The organism is Bacteroidota bacterium, assembly GCA_005882315.1.
In the GTDB taxonomy this organism is placed as follows: Bacteria; Bacteroidota; Bacteroidia; order Chitinophagales; family Chitinophagaceae; genus VBAR01.
This window is the reverse complement of the sequence record VBAR01000001.1, coordinates 2,119,332-2,134,636: the sequence shown is the minus strand read 5'-3', so window position 1 is coordinate 2,134,636 and position 15,305 is coordinate 2,119,332. Positions and strand designations below refer to the sequence as shown.

General features: G+C 39.0%; 18 protein-coding genes. All 18 read right to left on the bottom strand.

Going from position 1 to position 15,305, the window contains the following annotated elements:
- Positions 1-36 precede the first annotated feature (36 nt).
- The 18 genes from nuoK to E6H07_08720 all read right to left on the bottom strand — a co-directional run bounded on the left by nuoK (position 37) and on the right by E6H07_08720 (position 15,269).
- A complete protein-coding gene (gene nuoK, locus E6H07_08805; GenBank protein ID TMI66508.1) occupies positions 37-366 on the bottom strand; it encodes an NADH-quinone oxidoreductase subunit NuoK in 330 nt (109 codons plus the stop codon).
- Between the two features lie 106 nt (positions 367-472).
- Positions 473-976, bottom strand: coding sequence for an NADH-quinone oxidoreductase subunit J (locus E6H07_08800; protein TMI65986.1), 504 nt, complete (start codon positions 974-976; stop codon positions 473-475).
- 13 nt (positions 977-989) lie between these two features.
- Positions 990-1,490 (bottom strand): NADH-quinone oxidoreductase subunit NuoI, encoded by a 501-nt coding sequence (gene nuoI / locus E6H07_08795; GenBank protein ID TMI66507.1) that lies wholly within the window; start codon positions 1,488-1,490, stop codon positions 990-992.
- Between the two features lie 205 nt (positions 1,491-1,695).
- The gene (nuoH, locus tag E6H07_08790; protein ID TMI65985.1) at positions 1,696-2,745 is read right to left on the bottom strand and encodes an NADH-quinone oxidoreductase subunit NuoH; all 1,050 of its coding nucleotides are present in this window, start codon (positions 2,743-2,745) and stop codon (positions 1,696-1,698) included.
- A gap of 61 nt (positions 2,746-2,806) precedes the next feature.
- Complete coding sequence (locus tag E6H07_08785) at positions 2,807-3,583, bottom strand: hypothetical protein (GenBank protein ID TMI65984.1); 777 nt, start codon at positions 3,581-3,583, stop codon at positions 2,807-2,809.
- 114 nt (positions 3,584-3,697) lie between these two features.
- The gene (locus tag E6H07_08780) at positions 3,698-4,804 is read right to left on the bottom strand and encodes a 2Fe-2S iron-sulfur cluster binding domain-containing protein (protein ID TMI65983.1); all 1,107 of its coding nucleotides are present in this window, start codon (positions 4,802-4,804) and stop codon (positions 3,698-3,700) included.
- Between the two features lies 1 nt (position 4,805).
- Positions 4,806-5,657, bottom strand: coding sequence for a hypothetical protein (locus E6H07_08775; GenBank protein TMI65982.1), 852 nt, complete (start codon positions 5,655-5,657; stop codon positions 4,806-4,808).
- A 14-nt stretch (positions 5,658-5,671) separates the two neighbouring features.
- Positions 5,672-7,021, bottom strand: coding sequence for an NADH-quinone oxidoreductase subunit NuoF (gene nuoF, locus E6H07_08770; GenBank protein ID TMI65981.1), 1,350 nt, complete (start codon positions 7,019-7,021; stop codon positions 5,672-5,674).
- 233 nt (positions 7,022-7,254) lie between these two features.
- Positions 7,255-7,680 (bottom strand): nuclear transport factor 2 family protein, encoded by a 426-nt coding sequence (locus E6H07_08765; GenBank protein ID TMI65980.1) that lies wholly within the window; start codon positions 7,678-7,680, stop codon positions 7,255-7,257.
- Position 7,681: 1 nt separating this feature from the next.
- On the bottom strand, positions 7,682-8,179 hold the full coding sequence (locus E6H07_08760) for an NAD(P)H-dependent oxidoreductase subunit E (GenBank protein TMI65979.1): 498 nt from the start codon (positions 8,177-8,179) through the stop codon (positions 7,682-7,684).
- A gap of 32 nt (positions 8,180-8,211) precedes the next feature.
- Positions 8,212-9,438: an NADH-quinone oxidoreductase subunit D gene (locus tag E6H07_08755; GenBank protein ID TMI65978.1), complete on the bottom strand. Its 1,227-nt coding sequence runs from the start codon at positions 9,436-9,438 to the stop codon at positions 8,212-8,214.
- A 106-nt stretch (positions 9,439-9,544) separates the two neighbouring features.
- The gene (locus E6H07_08750) at positions 9,545-10,051 is read right to left on the bottom strand and encodes an NADH-quinone oxidoreductase subunit C (protein TMI65977.1); all 507 of its coding nucleotides are present in this window, start codon (positions 10,049-10,051) and stop codon (positions 9,545-9,547) included.
- Between the two features lie 11 nt (positions 10,052-10,062).
- On the bottom strand, positions 10,063-10,647 hold the full coding sequence (locus E6H07_08745) for an NADH-quinone oxidoreductase subunit B (GenBank protein ID TMI65976.1): 585 nt from the start codon (positions 10,645-10,647) through the stop codon (positions 10,063-10,065).
- 94 nt (positions 10,648-10,741) lie between these two features.
- The gene (locus tag E6H07_08740; GenBank protein ID TMI65975.1) at positions 10,742-11,149 is read right to left on the bottom strand and encodes an NADH-quinone oxidoreductase subunit A; all 408 of its coding nucleotides are present in this window, start codon (positions 11,147-11,149) and stop codon (positions 10,742-10,744) included.
- 152 nt (positions 11,150-11,301) lie between these two features.
- On the bottom strand, positions 11,302-13,077 hold the full coding sequence (locus tag E6H07_08735) for a tetratricopeptide repeat protein (protein ID TMI65974.1): 1,776 nt from the start codon (positions 13,075-13,077) through the stop codon (positions 11,302-11,304).
- Positions 13,078-13,225: 148 nt separating this feature from the next.
- Entirely contained in the window at positions 13,226-14,164 is a 939-nt protein-coding gene (locus tag E6H07_08730) for a phosphate ABC transporter substrate-binding protein, PhoT family (GenBank protein TMI65973.1), read from the bottom strand.
- Between the two features lie 7 nt (positions 14,165-14,171).
- Entirely contained in the window at positions 14,172-14,414 is a 243-nt protein-coding gene (locus E6H07_08725; protein ID TMI65972.1) for a hypothetical protein, read from the bottom strand.
- A gap of 42 nt (positions 14,415-14,456) precedes the next feature.
- On the bottom strand, positions 14,457-15,269 hold the full coding sequence (locus E6H07_08720) for a hypothetical protein (protein ID TMI65971.1): 813 nt from the start codon (positions 15,267-15,269) through the stop codon (positions 14,457-14,459).
- Between the last annotated feature and the right edge of the window lie 36 nt (positions 15,270-15,305).

Below are 15,305 nucleotides of genomic sequence, written 5' to 3'. Positions count from 1 at the left end.
TGCCGACCTAAGTCTCCCCTTTAGGGGGACAGGGGGTCAATGCTTTAATCTGTTTAAAAATCCTATATCTACTGAATGTACATTCCGGTACATCATCACAATAATTGCCAATCCCACACTTACCTCTGCTGCGGCTACTACCATTATAAAAAACACGAATATTTGTCCTTCTGTTCCTGCCGTTGCATCTACCGCACCAGATACAGCATTATGCATTTTTGAAAAAGCCACCAATAGCAGATTCACTGCATTCAGCATAAGCTCAATGCACATAAAAATGATAATGGCATTACGACGAATAAGCACTCCCACTATTCCAATTACAAATAATGCAAGTGACAGAAATATGTAATAATTGATCGGCATAATACCCCAAACCCCTAAAGGGGCTTTTAGAACATTCTGAAATTTTGAATTTACTTCCAATAAGAGCTTTACCACCTAAGTTCCCCCTTTAGGGGGACAGGGGGTTTTATTCTTTCTTTCCAATCACCACTGCGCCAACCATGGCACTTAAAAACAACACACTACTTATTTCAAACGGCACTACATAAGTACTGAACAATTCCTTTCCCAGGATTTTTATTAATCCTATATTTCCTGTATTGATCAATGCAGTTTTTTCCTTCATATCACCTGCATCTTTCAACGCCGCTACCAATACCAGCAGCAAACATCCTCCAGCAACAACACTGGCAATTTTTAACCACCTTCCTTTTTGTGGTTCTGTTTCCTTATTCAGGTTCATCAGCATGATCACAAACAGGAACAATACCATGATGGCGCCTGCATAAACAATAATATTTACGATCGCCAGGAACTGCGCATTCAATAAAATATAATGACCTGAAATAGCAAAGAATACGAGGATAAGCCAAAGCACACTATATACAGGATTCTTACTGATGACAACCATGATTGCACTGAACAGTGCCATCACCGTAAGAAATCCGAATAATATTTGAATAATTCCCATTTTGTAAAAGCAATTAGTTCTTCTGAACCCTTTCTCCCAACGCCTTTTTAAATTCTTCGGGTTGTTCGATCGGATGCGGAATCAGCAAATCTTCTTTCTTATATATAAATCCTTCGCGGCCGTAGTTTGCCGGCGCAAAAGTCTGTGATAAATAAATCGCATCTTTCGGGCAAGCCTCTTCACACAATCCGCAGAATATACAGCGCAACATATTGATCTCATATTTCGCTGCATATTTTTCTTCACGGTATAAATGCTCCTCACCCGGTAAACGTTCTGCTGCTTCCATCGTAATTGCTTCAGCCGGACAAGCTACAGCACATAAGCCACATGCTGTACAATTCTCACGACCTTCTTCATCCCTGTTCAGCACCTGCAAACCACGAAACACCTGGCTGAAACTGCGTTTCTGCTCAGGATAACTGATCGTAGCTTTTCTCATAAACAGGTGACGCAATGTGACCATCATGCCTTTCAGAATATTCCAGAGATAAATACTCTCCAGCCATGTCATCGGCTTGCGGTCAACCAGTTTAGCTCTTTGTGTTAATTGCATAAAGCTTTTAAAAAGTTCGCAAATATATATTTATGTTACCAACTCTATTACTACTATCATCGCCTGTTGTGTCACTCCCTTGTACATCCCTTAATTCTACTCAACAACTATCAAACATCTTGTTGTATTCATCCGCACATTTGCACATCCGCAAATCAGCTAATCATTTATTCAACCACAACATCACAGCTGCAGTCGCAATCATATTCAACAGCGCCAATGGTATTAATTTCTTCCATCCAAGATTCATTAATTGGTCATACCGGAAACGTGGGATGGTCCAACGGATCCAGATAAACACAAACAGGAAGAAAATGATCTTTGTCATGATGACACTAAAACTGATAAATGTCAGCAGCCAGTTTGGTATATCCCATGCTGCTTCATTCACAAATGGAATATCATATCCCCCGAAATACAAAGTTGATATTACTGCTGCGCTTACAAACATATTGATGTATTCAGCAAACAGGTAAAATCCCAATTTCATTGATGAATATTCCTGGTGATATCCAAAGTTCAATTCGTTCTCTGCTTCCGGCAGATCAAACGGTGTACGGTTACATTCGGCCAATGCACAAACAAAAAATATGATAAAGCCAAGCGGCTGATAAATAATATGCCAGCCATTTGCAATTTGATTATGCACTATCTCACTCATTTTTAATGAGCCCGTCATAAATAAAACAGCGATCAATGCAAGACCCATCGGCAGTTCATAAGAGATCATTTGTGAAGCTCCGCGTATAGCCGCGAGTAGTGAGAATTTATTGTTAGATGCCCATCCACCGATCATAATTCCATATACACCCATGCTTACTACACCAAACACAAACAAAATTCCCATATCAATATCAGTGATCTGCATACTGATATCTCTTCCAAAGAAATTCAATGTACCTCCCCATGGAATTACTGTGCTTGTCACCAATGCAGTTACCATTGCTAATCCCGGGCCGAGTATGAATAAAAATTTATTGGAAGCAAGCGGAATGATCTCTTCCTTGAAAAATAATTTACCACCATCAGCCAATGGCTGAAACAAACCTAATGGACCTGCACGGTTGGGACCAATACGATCCTGCATCCATGCTGCCACTTTTCTTTCAGCCCATGTGGTGTACATAGCAATAAAGAAAGACAAGCCGACTATAACCAGTACAAAGGCTGCTTTCTCTAAAATCAATAACCAATCTAATCCTAACAAAACCATTTTATAGTTTTCTATTTATCTTTTTCAAAAATTTTACTTATCAACACTTAATACTATAACTCTATCTCCACACTTTGACTTTCACTCTACAAACTAAATTTCCGCAATTACTATAATTAGACCTTTCTATTATCCATTTTCTCCAGCTATTAACTTTTGTCATTGTCAAATCCTTACTACCCTTTTCTCTTGCCAGGCTAAAAGCATAAATTTTATTTTCATCTTTTTTGCCATCATTTACTTTCCTGGTATAATAATATTCTTCACTAGTAGCAAACAGTTCAATTCCAAACGCCAATCCCTCCTTTGGAAAAACTAGTTCTTTATTTTCAAGATCTATATCTAACCACCCCTTGCCTTTGGTATTAACTATAATGTTGTCAGTCAAATAATCACCAGTTGGCAACGAATCATTCCCAATTAAAAAAACTCTCAATCTGACCGGAACATCAATTCCTTTACCTGTTTCATCATAAAAAGAAACAGAAATTATTTCTGCCCTTTTGTACTCTCCTTCAGGATAAACAATTCTTGCGGTTGAATTTAATATTTGCCTGAATCCTTGCTTGCAAAAATATCCGCCAATAATTCCAGGATCCTTTTTTGTACCCCACTCTTCCGTTTGACTTTCGCCATTCACAATTATTACCTCTGGCAACTGAATAATTCTTTTTTCAAGTTTAATTACCATTAAACCTGAATATGCTAATACAAGTTCTTTATATCCAATAGCGCTAAGGTAAAGGGTGTCTCCTGTTTTTATTTCCTTAATTCCCTGCACACAAATATTTCCGGCACTATCAGCAACCAGAACTTTATTATTCTTTTTTATAAACACACTTGAATAAGGAATAGGCTTATCATCATCTCCTTTTACTTGCAAACAATTTGACTGACTCAAAGAACTAAAATAGCTTAGCAGAAATAAACTCAGAAATCTGAATTTCATTTTCTATTTTTCTTTTTCAAAAGTTTTACTCGTTGCCGGGCCGGGTATTGCTGATAAATCTAAACCCGGATCATTTACACCACTTATATCATGAATATCCATCAACAGTTTCGGCGCCCTGCCATGCATCACTTTCGCAATTGTTTCTTCTGGTGTTTTTAAACCTACATAATGTCCTTGCGAAATAACTGAATGCCGGTTGATATTGCTTGGCCCTTCAATTACCCATTCGCTTGCTTTTTTCCTGTCGAACCTGCAAGTATTGCATATCCATCCGGGTTTGCCATCATAGCATTGTACTTCACCCCACTCATCTTTTCTTACTGTTACACGAAGCACTTCATCACCACGCATCCATAATTGTACCTTACCCGAGCATTTATCACAATTGCAATGTGCATCTACCGGTTTTGTAAACCATACCCGGTTTTTGAACCGGAATGTTTTATCCGTTAATGCACCAACAGGGCATACATCAATTACATTTCCTATAAAGTCATTATCCAAACTCTTTTCAATATAAGTTGCGATCTCTGCATGATCTCCCCTGTCCAATACGCCGTGTACTCGTTTATCCGTTAACTGATCAGCAACATAAGTACAACGATAGCAAAGAATGCAACGTGTCATATGCAGTTGAATGTATGGGCCCAGGTCATGTTTCTTAAATGTGCGGCGGTTAAATTCAAACCTTGTTCCTTCTGCCCCATGTTCATATCCCAGGTCCTGCAAATGACATTCACCGGCCTGGTCGCATATCGGGCAATCAAGTGGGTGATTGATCAATAAAAATTCGACTACCCCTGCTCTTGCATCCAATACTCTCGGGCTGGTAATATTTTTTACCACCATGCCATCCATTACATTGGTACGGCAACTTGCTACCAGTTTAGGCATCGGCCGCGGATCGGCAGTACTGCCTGCTGCTACTTCCACCAAACAGGTACGGCATTTACCACCACTTCCTTTCAGGCTGGAATAATAACACATCGCCGGGGGAGTAACGTCACCCCCAATTTTGCGTGCAGCCTGGAGTATAGAAGTTCCCGGCTCCACTTCGATGGTGATATTATCAATAGTTACTTTAAATAATTTCGGTGCTTCGGGCATTTTATTTTTTTGTACTGTTCGAATCATTTTTTTTCCGGCTCAGTGAAAATGTTGCGCCAATCGTACCGTATAATTCTGCAAATATAAACGACTGTTTAGCTCTTCCTTCTATTCCTTCTTTATGCAGAACAATATTGGGCATATTTATATAACCGTATTTATTCTCAAATTTTATAATGATATGTTTAAAAAAAGTCGTTTGCATACCGACTTTTGCTGATAAACCAAAACCTGAAACATGAAACTGATCATTGCGTTCATAATCCATCAGGCGAGCATTTGTTTTAGGAAATAAAACTCCGGCGCCGCCACCAATCAACCCCGAAACGATCAGGTGGTTTGATTTAGAATGATACCATTCAAAATATTTTTCTAGCTCTATGTTGAGATAGTTCAATCCATCTGTATGTTCAAAAGTCAGAAAGTCCTCGGTAAGAACTTTATCGCCATTATAATTACCTTCAAAATTCCCACTGCGGGTGATCGTTCCTTCCATATGGACAGTTTGCCCGTTATCCATTACATACTTCATGTGATCATCCCCAAATGAAATAGCAAGATTGTTTTTTATAAAATAGCTGATGCGAAGATTCGTTTGAGGCAGCGTGAGGTTTTGAACCTTCAAATAAGTATCGTATGTAAAAGGAGATTGCTTATCGTGTGCCACTACATCATAAAGCTTGAAATCATAATCGGCGCCTTTGAAGCTGATATTACTTTTGGTATAAGCTGCCCTGTTCCATCCCCATGAAACAGACAGTTGTCCTTTTTTTTTGTCGCTGTAAAAACGATCCTGGGCAAATGAAGTAGTTGCGTAAAACAAAAGAAAAAATATTTTACAGATTTTAATCATTAATTATTTTCTAATCATCCCACAGCCAGTTCCTTTGCATAATTCGCCAAACCATAATTTCTTTTCAGGCATTCTGCAGGATTTTCAACATGCCATTCAAACTCATCCCTGAAATGACGGATAGCTGCTGCTACCGGCCATGCTGCTGCATCACCCAAGGGGCAAATTGTATTCCCTTCTATCTTTCTTTGAATATCCCAAAGCAGATCAATATCACTCATCTTTCCTTTTCCATTATCTATATTCAACAGAATTTTTTCCATCCAACCCGTTCCTTCGCGGCAAGGAGAACATTGCCCGCAACTTTCATGACGATAGAATCTTGCAAGCGTATAAGTATGTTTAACTACACATTGGTTATCATCTAACACAACGAAGCCACCAGATCCCATCATACTGCCTGTTGCGAAACCGCCGTCAGCCAAACTTTCATAGTTCATCATCCTTGCTTCACCTTTTGCTGTTTTCAATAAAAGATTAGCAGGTAAAATAGGAACGGATGAGCCTCCGGGAATACAGGCTTTCAATTTTCTGCCGTTTGCAATACCACCACAGTATTCATCACTGTAAATAAATTCTTCAACAGAGATCGTCATGTCAATTTCATATACACCCTGCTTTTTAATATTACCACAAGCACTTATGAGTTTCGTTCCTGTTGATTTTCCAATACCAATCTTTGCATATTCTTCACCTCCATCATTTATAATTGGAACAACCGCCGCAATTGTTTCTACATTATTCACTACTGTAGGGCAATCCCATAAACCTTTAACCGCAGGGAACGGCGGTTTAATTCTCGGGTTACCTCTTTTGCCTTCCAGCGATTCGAGCAAAGCCGTTTCTTCACCACAGATATAAGCACCGGCGCCACGTTGAACATAGATATCACAATCAAAGCCGCTACCTAAAATATTTTTACCGAGCCATCCATTATTCTTTGCTTCAGCAATTGCTTGTTCGAGTATATCAACGATCCATGAATATTCGCCACGTATATAGATATAAGAACGATTTGAACCGAGTGCATAAGAAGATGTGATCATTCCTTCGATCAACAGATGAGGAATGAATTCCATCAAATACCTATCCTTGAATGTTCCGGGTTCCGATTCATCAGCATTCACAACGAGATAACGTGGCACTCCTTCTGGTTTTGCAAGAAACCCCCATTTCATTCCCGTAGGAAAACCTGCACCACCACGACCACGCAAACCGCTTTTCTTTACCTGGTCAGTTACCTGGTCAGGTGTCATTGACTTTAATGCCTTCTCCACGCTGCGGTAGCCACCTTCACGGCGGTACACATCATAGAGCCTGATGTTCTCAACATGTGCTTTGTCTAATAATAATTTTCTTGCCATATATCTGATCCACCAGCAGGTGGAGAATTATTTGTTCTTACCTTTTTCTTTTCTATACTCAGCCGACCCTATTACTGTTAAAATGCCACCGCCCAGAAACATAACCCACGGAATCATTTCATTCCTGATCGGTTTTGGTTTTTTACTTTCATTATATTGCGCCCAAAATGCGCCAAGTATTAAAAGAACTGCAAGCAAAAAAGATAGTTTATAACCTCTCATTCAGAATTTCTTTATCCTTGTTTTGCACTCTGCCTTGCATATAATTGCCAACCTTTTTTTGTTTTCATCCAAACCTGCATGACTTGCAGAACTAATTTAAACGCATTTCCATTCACTACTCCTTCAGCATTTGTATTCGTTGCCACTGTCGCCCATTTATCACTGATGTTAACTATTCTTACACTATTGTTCTCAATCTTATTATAAACCAGTTTGCCCGACTTAAAGTCATTGAGAATATCATCCTTGCTTTGTATCCATCCATTAGAATGAGCATAGCTGACATTCTTGTGCAAGACTTGTTTTAAAACAGCTTCATCCTTTCCCAACAATGCTTTATCCAGTTGCTGCATTGTTATTTTCAAACCGGCACTGTCAATTTGCGCCGTTGCGATCAAACTTGTAAAGAACAATGCTATTGTAAACAACAATCTCATCTTAATTATTAACGGCCGCCTTCTCCCTGCATTCTTTTATTATCGCATCCACTTTATCTTTAGTCAGGTGTTCCCGATAGTTTTTGCCTAACTGCATCATCGGCGCATAGCCGCAGGCGCCTAAACATTCCACCGTTTTCAAAGTAAACATGCCATCAGCCGATGTTTCACCCGGTTTAATGCCGAGTTTATCATAAATATAATTAATGATCTCATCGCTGCCATTGATCATGCAGGGGCCTGTTTGACAAACTTCAAACATATACTTGCCAACAGGTTTCAGATTATACATGCTATAAAATGTAGCCACTTCATATACTTCTATCGGCTCCATACTTAATATTGAAGCAACATAATCCATCGTTTCAGAACTCAGCCAGCCACCAAATTCCTGCTGCGCTAAATGCAAAACAGGGATCACAGCAGATTTCTGCTTGCCTTCAGGATAAAAATTAATTATCCTCTGTACCTCTTTTAATTTATCGTCAGAAAATTTCATAATATAAATGAAAAACTCAAAATGTAAAATTTTTAAGCGTCTAACTCGCCAGCTATTAAGTTTAATGAACTCATTGTCATAATCGCATCACTCAGCATTTGACCTTTTGTCAATTCTGCGTAGGCTTGATAATAAATAAAACAAGGCCTGCGGAAATGCAAACGATAAGGAGTACGTCCGCCATCACTGATCAAATAAAATCCCAACTCACCATTTCCCGCTTCGATACCATGATAAACTTCACCGGAAGGAATTTCTGTTTCTCCCATTACAATTTTAAAATGATAGATAAGAGCTTCCATCTTTGTGTACACATCTTCTTTCTCCGGCAAATAATACTCAGGAACATCAGCATGATATATTTCTGCTTCTGCACCTTTAAACTCCTGTACTTTCCTGTAAGCTTGTTCAATAATACTTAAGCTCTGCCACATTTCCTGACTGCGTACGAGCCAGCGATCATAATTATCGCCTGTGTTGCCAACCGGAATTACAAAATCAAAATCCTGGTAACTGCAATACGGAGTGTGCACCCGTACATCATAATCAACACCTGCTGCACGCAAGTTCGGGCCGGTGAAACCATAATTCAATGCACGTTCGGCGCTGATAGCACCTGTACCTTGCGTACGTTCCATAAATATCCGGTTGCGCATAAATAAGCTTTCAAACTCACGAAGCACAGCCGGGTATTCAGTTAAAAATTTATCTAATTTTTGAAAAGCGATATCATTGAAGTTTCTTTCGAAACCACCAATGCGTCCGATATTAGTTGTTAATCTTGCACCACATACTTCTTCATAGATCTCATAGATCAGTTCACGATATTGCATCACATAGAGGAACCCCGTGTAAGCACCTGCATCCACACCCACAATAGAGTTACATATCAGATGGTCTGAAATTCTTGAAAGCTCCATGATGATAATGCGGAGATAATCGACCCGCTTAGGAGTTTCAACACCCAAAAGTTTTTCGCAGGTCATATGCCAACCCATGTTATTAATGGGTGATGAGCAATAGTTGAGACGATCTGTAAGAGTTGTTATTTGTGCAAGCGGTCTGCGTTCAGCCAGCTTTTCAAATGCACGATGAATGTAACCTACAGTTTGTTCTGAAGAAACGATCCGTTCTCCATCGAGTTCAAGAATATTTTGAAACACACCATGTGTGGCCGGGTGAGTTGGTCCGAGGTTCAGAGTCGTTGTTGTTTTTTCAATCGAACCTTCCGGTAATCTTATGTGTTCATGTTCTTTCATAAACCCCAAACCCCTAAAGGGGCTTTAGAAATTTCGTTATTAATTAAGTTTTCTCTTCTTTGAATCAATTAAAATCCGCACATCCGCACATTTTCAAATCTGTTAATTATCCTCTTCCAAACATCTCATCATCTTTATCAATTCTTGTTTGGTCTTCCAACGGATATTCCTTTCTTAACGGGAAATAATCCATCTCATCTACATTCAATATTCTTTTCAAATTTGGGTGGCCAACAAAATTCACCCCAAAGAAATCATAGGTCTCTCTCTCCATCCAGTTAGCTGCAGAAAATAAACCTGACGCTGTATAAACATCTGGTGTATTGATATCCGAAAATACTTTAAAACGGATGCGGACATTGTCAACAAGGTTATGTAAATGATAAACTACAGCTAGTTCTTTCCCTGCATTATCAGGATAATGAACGGCACATAAATCAGTCATAAACCGGAATTTCAGTTGCTCATCATCAAACAAAAAATTAAGCACCTTTAGATTTAATTCTTTTGGCGCTTCAAATGTGAGCATACCGTAAGGTTCTTCGAAACCTTTTACCTGTTCACCGAATTTTTCAACAAGTCGTTGCTTGATTATATCGTTTGTCAAAGCCATTTCAGGTTATCTTATTGTATTCCGTAACTTTCTAATAAAGCTTTATACTTCTCTCCATTTCTTCTTCTCAAACTCTCTTTACCTACCAGATCCTGTATTCTCATTACGCCGTCAATAATTGCTTCGGGTCTTGGCGGGCAACCCGGTACATATACATCTACCGGTACTACCTGGTCAATGCCCTGTAATACACTGTATGTATCGAAAATACCACCGCTACTTGCACAAGCACCAACAGCCATTACCCAACGCGGCTCAGCCATTTGCAGGTAAACTTGTTTTACGACGGGTCCCATTTTTTTCGCAATAGTACCCATTACCATCAACAGATCACATTGGCGCGGTGAGAAACCAACTCTCTCACTTCCAAATCTTGCCAAATCATAATGTGAACCCATTGTTGCCATGAATTCGATACCGCAACAGGATGTTGCAAATGGCAGTGGCCAGATAGAATTTTTTCTCGCTAATCCAATCACTTTATCCAGTCTTGTAGCCTGGAAGCCTTCACCCATAAAACCTTCCGGCATATCTGCCATACTGATATCTGCTACCAGCGGTTTGGGATTGATATTATATGATACAGGACGAGACATGGTAATTTAAAATTTTGAATGAAAAATGTAAAATCTAAACCTCATAACACTACCCATTTTACATTTATAATTCGATATTTGATATTCTACATTTCTAATCTTCCCACTTCAATGCGCCTTTCTTTAGGATATAATAGAAGCCGCATAAAAAGAATCCTACAAACATTACAACTGCCCAAAAACCCGGCCATCCTAATCCTTTAAAATTTACCGCATACGGATAAAAGAAGATCACTTCCACATCAAATAACACAAAAAGAATGGCTGTAAGAAAATATTTGATCGCCATTGGCTGACGGGCATCGCCATGTGTCTCTATGCCACTTGCAAAGTTCTCTAATTTATCAGAAGTTTTACGTTTCGGACCGAGTAAATGTGTAACAACCGTGAGGAAAGCAACCAGCCCTACAGCAATCAAAATTTGTATGCCTGCCGGAAGATAGCTTGCGGCATTATCAATCGCAGACGTTTGCGGAATTCCTCCTTGAAGTAGTTTAAACATAGTCCGTTTTAGACAGTAAGCAAAAGTAAGGTTGCAAAGGGAAATTACCTTGAAAATAATCAGTTATGACAGAGATAACACAAGCACATGAAAAAGAAAAATCCCCCGCCAGTAAAAGCGAAGGACTTTCTTAAAAACGAAGAAAACCGAATTTATCTTTTAGAACCGGTGCTGGCACCAGTACTTGTTGATTTAGATGTTGTAGCCGCAGGCTTAGTAGCGGAAGGTTTGTTACCATTAGGAACAGGTCCATTACTACTATTTCCCTGCTTTGGCTGAGTTTGTTTTGCTGGAGTTTTTCTCTCTAAAATACCTTTGATATTCTTCAATTGTGCATTTGCAGTATCAAGCTCCAATCCTTTGCCTAGAACAGCTAGGGCAGCTTCTTTATCCGCTTTTATATTATAGTAATATCCTATCAATGACAAAGCTGAAGTAACCCCAAGATTTTTATGACGCAACTTATCAGTACCAGCAATATCCAATGCTTTTGTAAATCCATTTACCATATTTGTTACATAAGGTTCTACTTTATAGGTTGTATCCAATGTTGCATTCACTTTACCTATCCAGTAATAACCGAGTATGCTATCCGGTGAAAGCTGTGTATAAACCCTAAATACACTATCCGCTTTTGGAAACTGATCAACCTGTGTATATAAGATGCCGATATTGATAAGACTAAGGGGATTGGGATTTTTTCTAAGATTGAAAACAACTAAACGCATATCTGCATCCTGTTTTTTACAACCTCTTTTTTCAAAGTCTTTTGCAGCATCTGTCAAATAATCAATTTTTGACTGTAATACAGTATCGGCTGCAGCTCCCTGCAAATAGATACCAAACAACTCTTCGCAAGGAACACCTGAACCCGCGGCAATTTCTGCTTTGCGTTTATAGTCAGCAGGATTAAAGCCGTCTTTTTCTTTTGCAAAGAATTCGTCATCTGCCGCTTTAGCTTTTGCAAAATCTTTTTTATCCAGGTAGGCATAAGCAAGTATTCTCAATACCCTGGGTTTCACTTTTGCGCCTTGTAATGTACGTACTGATTCAGCTTTACTAACTGCGCAATCATAATCTTTTTTAATATAACAAAGTTGTGCATTCAGATAATCATGCTCCCATTTTTCTTCATTAGGGCGGCTATTCACATATTTATTAAAATAAGTTTCTGCGTTAGGGATATCGCTGCGTACAAAATAGTAGAAAAATAATTCATAATATGCCACGCTGAAATTTGGATCAACGGAAGCAGCTTTATTCAAATTTTCCAATACCAGGTCCCAGTTACGTTGTGTTTCGAACAGCTTTGCTATTCTTACATAAGCGTAAGCAAAATTGGGACTAATCTCCAATGCTTTTCTATATGCTTCAAACGCATCATGTCCGGCTTCACCGGGTCTTGCTTTACGAATAGCATTACCGAGATTTAGAAATATATCTGCGTTTTTAGGGCTGAGTTCCGATGCTGTTCTTAAAATTTGCTCTGCATATTTAAAGTCGCCCTCTTTTACATCAATATGTGCACGACCAATCGCATTCAGAATATCAGGATTATCTTTTCCTTTTTTATCCTTACTCATTGAAAGAGCCAATTCAAATTGCTGACGAGCTTCATTCGGTTTTTTGTCAGTTAACAACGAATGCCCTTTACCAACAAGCAAAAGAGGTGCATTATTACTTGCAGCCAGTCCTTTATCATATACTTCTCTTGCTTTATCATTCTCATCCATGTCAAAATAAGTTTGACCTAACCAGTAACTCGCCTCAATATTATTGGGGTTTTGTGCCAGTAATTTCTGAAATACTCCGACAGCACTCTGCCATCTATCAGCATACAGGTGGCCGAGACCTTCCTGTACTGTTTGTGCTTTTGATACCGACACCAGTGATACTGATGCGAGTATGGCAAACATGGTTTTCTTCATTTTATTTCTCGTTTTTAGGGGTTGTAAATATAAACTTTCTCAGTTTCAATAACCCTGTATTTTCAAAACTGATACCAAATATATTTCTACTCGTTTTGTTTAACAGTTATTATTTAATTTCTCCACTGAACTGTTGAAAAAGAACTCTTTACTCTTCTGTAATTTTTACATTTCTTATCTTAAAATAATCTATCCATGCTGGCACCAGGTAAGCCCGGTGAAAAATCAATTGCCCGATCTGCTGGTCCATAAAATTGGCAAAGCTGTGACCCAATCCGGGATGTCTTTCTTTTACTGTGTAAACAAGTTCCCTTATCATCGGGTAGCGGCGCAGGTAAATATTGCCTTGTGTCGGGTAAATACATCTACCTTTTACATCCGTTCTTTCTAACTGTACCGCTTTTACCTTTTTCAATGCCATCAGGCTTGCAGTATCTTCAGGATTGCCGATCCAGCTTACGCCGATAAAACCAATCGCATCTTTTGTTTGTGCCACATAATCTATTACTCCTTTACTGCTTCGCCCTGCTACTGCTGTCTTTGTCAAAGAATCTCCATTCAATATACTATCGATGATAAAACGTACCGTACTGGTTGCTTTTATACCATCAAAAACAGGGATTAAATTTTTCCTAAATTTCCCTGTGAGTATTTCCCTGATATTATCCATTGAAAGTAATGAATCCGGGTTATCTGGGTGTACAATTACTGATATCGCATCATACGCTGTTACCTTAGTTACCGCATCGATTTTAAACGAGTCGGCGATATAATCTTTTTCATATTCATTGGCACGACGGGTAGCAATGATCATTCTTACGCTGTCCATCAGCAAATCATCCAAACACTCGGCTTCGGGTTTATACGTTACAATGATCTTTGTTTTTCTATGATCGGATTCATACACTTTAACAAGTTCTTCCACAATCGGCTTAAAACTTTCATCACAGCTTACATGAATCGTTCCGCTATCGCCATAATCCGGCATTGATTTCAGCCGTTTTTCATAGTTTGTACAACTGCAGAATAAAAATAGCGGCAACAGAAGCACAACAATAAATAAATTCTTTATACCCGGAATTGCCATAGCCTTATTAATGAAAATAATTTTTCTTAACGCCCCTGTATATCCGCCATGCACCATACAGCAGGCAGATCACCCCAAAAATTTTATCCAGGTCATCCGGTTTAAACCGGCGGTTAATATCCCAATCAAACTGATCCCTGAATAACAAAAATGCGCCGAACAGGACTATGAGAGTACCCATTGCATAATCCATAATACTGCGCATTGATGAAATCTGTTTCCGCTTCCTCTTTTCGTATTCTTCTATCATGTACTAACCAGTTTTTTCAAGGGTGGCAATTTAAGGCATTTTTTATTCTTCCACCCCCATAAATGTGATGGGTAATACATAGCCTACTGCCACATTAATATCATTCTGAATAGCCGGCTCCCATTTCGGCATTTTCTTTATTACACGCCTTACTTCTTTGTCATAATCTTTACCCGGGCTTTCCAGTACAACTATATCGGCGATCGATCCATCTTTACCAACGATGAATTTAATTCTTACAATTTTTTTGTCGCCGATCTCCAATTCTTCCGGTGTCACAAGATTCCTCCGCATGAAAACTGCGAGTGCTTCATAGCCTCCGGGAAACTGTGGGTCTCTTTGATAAATTTTCACTGGTGGAGTATTGTCTTCCTGTGGCGCTGGCTCTTCTTTTCCTTTATCATCCTTTCCCGGATCAGTTATATTTTCACCATTTTCCGGGGTACCGCTGCTTGTTGTATTTGAAACCGCTGCATTATCAACATCACTATTCTCAACTAATGCTTTGTCAACTTTGTTATCGGGACCTATATTAATAACCTGGTAATCGACCTGTGCTACTTTAGATTTTTCAACTGGCTTCAGCTTTTCCGGCTCAGGTAATTTCTCTGGTTCTACTACATATGGTTTCAGCACAAAGCCTTCTTTATCATTTTGATCATTATTACTGGCAGCATTTGAAAATTTTGTATAATTCAAGACAATCAACAGCAGTATAAAGCCAAGTCCTATGCCCATTGCTTTTACTAATCTTTTGTCGTACTCATTTCGCAATGCATAAGCTCCGTATTCTTTATTACGGTTTTCAAAAATGATATCGAGCAGGCTGGCTTTTAAAATCTCATTGTTTGTCATGGCTGGTGTTTTAGTAGTTATAAGATGCTGCCTGTT

What these genes read in the sequence shown, in the direction of transcription:
- E6H07_08740 (TMI65975.1), bottom strand. Translation starts at nt 11,149, where the DNA reads ATGTTTAAACTACTTCAAGGAGGAATTCCGCAAACGTCTGCGATTGAT.
- nuoH (TMI65985.1), bottom strand. Translation starts at nt 2,745, where the DNA reads ATGGTTTTGTTAGGATTAGATTGGTTATTGATTTTAGAGAAAGCAGCC.
- E6H07_08735 (TMI65974.1), bottom strand. Translation starts at nt 13,077, where the DNA reads ATGAAGAAAACCATGTTTGCCATACTCGCATCAGTATCACTGGTGTCG.
- nuoI (TMI66507.1), bottom strand. Translation starts at nt 1,490, where the DNA reads ATGACATGGCTGGAGAGTATTTATCTCTGGAATATTCTGAAAGGCATG.
- E6H07_08765 (TMI65980.1), bottom strand. Translation starts at nt 7,680, where the DNA reads ATGAGATTGTTGTTTACAATAGCATTGTTCTTTACAAGTTTGATCGCA.
- E6H07_08750 (TMI65977.1), bottom strand. Translation starts at nt 10,051, where the DNA reads ATGGCTTTGACAAACGATATAATCAAGCAACGACTTGTTGAAAAATTC.
- E6H07_08775 (TMI65982.1), bottom strand. Translation starts at nt 5,657, where the DNA reads ATGATTAAAATCTGTAAAATATTTTTTCTTTTGTTTTACGCAACTACT.
- nuoK (TMI66508.1), bottom strand. Translation starts at nt 366, where the DNA reads ATGCCGATCAATTATTACATATTTCTGTCACTTGCATTATTTGTAATT.
- E6H07_08720 (TMI65971.1), bottom strand. Translation starts at nt 15,269, where the DNA reads ATGACAAACAATGAGATTTTAAAAGCCAGCCTGCTCGATATCATTTTT.
- E6H07_08760 (TMI65979.1), bottom strand. Translation starts at nt 8,179, where the DNA reads ATGAAATTTTCTGACGATAAATTAAAAGAGGTACAGAGGATAATTAAT.
- nuoF (TMI65981.1), bottom strand. Translation starts at nt 7,021, where the DNA reads ATGGCAAGAAAATTATTATTAGACAAAGCACATGTTGAGAACATCAGG.
- E6H07_08780 (TMI65983.1), bottom strand. Translation starts at nt 4,804, where the DNA reads ATGCCCGAAGCACCGAAATTATTTAAAGTAACTATTGATAATATCACC.
- E6H07_08745 (TMI65976.1), bottom strand. Translation starts at nt 10,647, where the DNA reads ATGTCTCGTCCTGTATCATATAATATCAATCCCAAACCGCTGGTAGCA.
- E6H07_08755 (TMI65978.1), bottom strand. Translation starts at nt 9,438, where the DNA reads ATGAAAGAACATGAACACATAAGATTACCGGAAGGTTCGATTGAAAAA.
- E6H07_08730 (TMI65973.1), bottom strand. Translation starts at nt 14,164, where the DNA reads ATGGCAATTCCGGGTATAAAGAATTTATTTATTGTTGTGCTTCTGTTG.
- E6H07_08725 (TMI65972.1), bottom strand. Translation starts at nt 14,414, where the DNA reads ATGATAGAAGAATACGAAAAGAGGAAGCGGAAACAGATTTCATCAATG.
- E6H07_08800 (TMI65986.1), bottom strand. Translation starts at nt 976, where the DNA reads ATGGGAATTATTCAAATATTATTCGGATTTCTTACGGTGATGGCACTG.